The sequence below is a fragment of the Vibrio sp. OPT20 genome (genome assembly GCF_963889365.1).
Lineage (GTDB): Bacteria > Pseudomonadota > Gammaproteobacteria > Enterobacterales > Vibrionaceae > Vibrio > Vibrio splendidus.
In genome coordinates this window covers 1-1,288 of record NZ_CAWPOA010000061.1, presented here as the reverse complement: position 1 = coordinate 1,288, position 1,288 = coordinate 1, and the positions used below count along the sequence as shown (strand labels likewise).

General features: G+C 42.4%; 1 pseudogene. It reads left to right on the top strand.

Going from position 1 to position 1,288, the window contains the following annotated elements:
* Positions 1-94 precede the first annotated feature (94 nt).
* Positions 95-1,256 (top strand): annotated as a pseudogene (locus AACR09_RS15800) (IS3 family transposase).
* Positions 1,257-1,288 lie beyond the last annotated feature (32 nt).

Genomic DNA, 1,288 nt, shown 5'->3' with positions numbered 1-1,288 from the left:
TTTCGTATCTCGCAACTCATTTACTCGTATCTATCTCATATGCTTTTGATGTGACCCCATAAAAGTAGACACTTAATACAGAGCATTGAGTGTCATGAAAGTAAAATCACAAAGACAATATGCAGACGAATTTAAACGAGAAGCTGTTCAGCGATCTCTCGATTCTTCTTATACCGTTAAGTCAGTAGCACTATCCTTAGGAATATCGCCGGTGCTACTTTCTAAATGGAGATGCCAAATGACATCGAAAAAGACTAACTCCCTCCCAATACCTAACCACGGCCCCGAAAAATCCGTTGCACAACTGGAGAAAGAGATCCGTCAATTGAAAAAGAAGCTTGAGATGGCAGAGGTGGAGAATGATTTCTTAAAGGAAGCTTCGACAGCCAAAAAGAATAAGGTTCGAGTATATCCTTAAGAAGGCCAGTGTGAAGCTTCCTGTCATACGACTATGCCAATGGTTGGGCGTTTCTAAAGCGGGTTATTATAAGTGGCTAACAAGGAAACCATCGAAGCGAGAGACAGACAATGAGTCTTTAAGTCACTACTTGAGGAGAGAAAGCAAAGCTCAGTATTGTATTCCAGGCTATCGAAAGCTTTGGGAAGCAGCAATCGCTAACGGCTTTATTTGTAATAAAAAGCGAGTACAGAAGCTTCTGCAGAATATGGGCTATAGCTCTTGCGTGAGCAAGAAGCGATATGGACGAGCGCCAAGACAAAATACGCTTATACCTGCCTATAACATTCTTGCCCGTCAATTTAAGGTGGATAAACCCGATCGAGTTTGGGTGTCAGATATAACTCAGGTGCGCTGTACTGATGGTTGGCAATACCTGTGCGTCGTCTTAGATTTGTTTTCACGCAAAGTGATTGGTTGGTCGACAAGTCGCATTAATAACGTAAAGTTAGTGCTAAGAAGCCTGAATAAGGCTTGGGAACAAAGGCAGCCCTTAGGTCACGAGCTTTTGTTTCACTCTGATCAAGGTATACAGTATCGAGCGTTGGAGACGATCCGTTGGCACCGTAAACGAAAGATTAAAGTCAGCATGTCGAGAAAAGGAAACTGTTGGGACAACGCTTGTTCCGAAAGCTTCTTTGCGCAATATAAGAAAGAGTGGATGAACAACTTAGATCAGCTTTCACGACAAGAAATGACGATGCAGAGTCGAATTTATATCGATACCTATTATAATCCAGTAAGAAGACATGGGACTCTAGGTGGAGTGAGTCCCATGGACTTTGAACTAATCAACTAAACCCCAGTGTCTACTTTTTAGGGGCCATATCA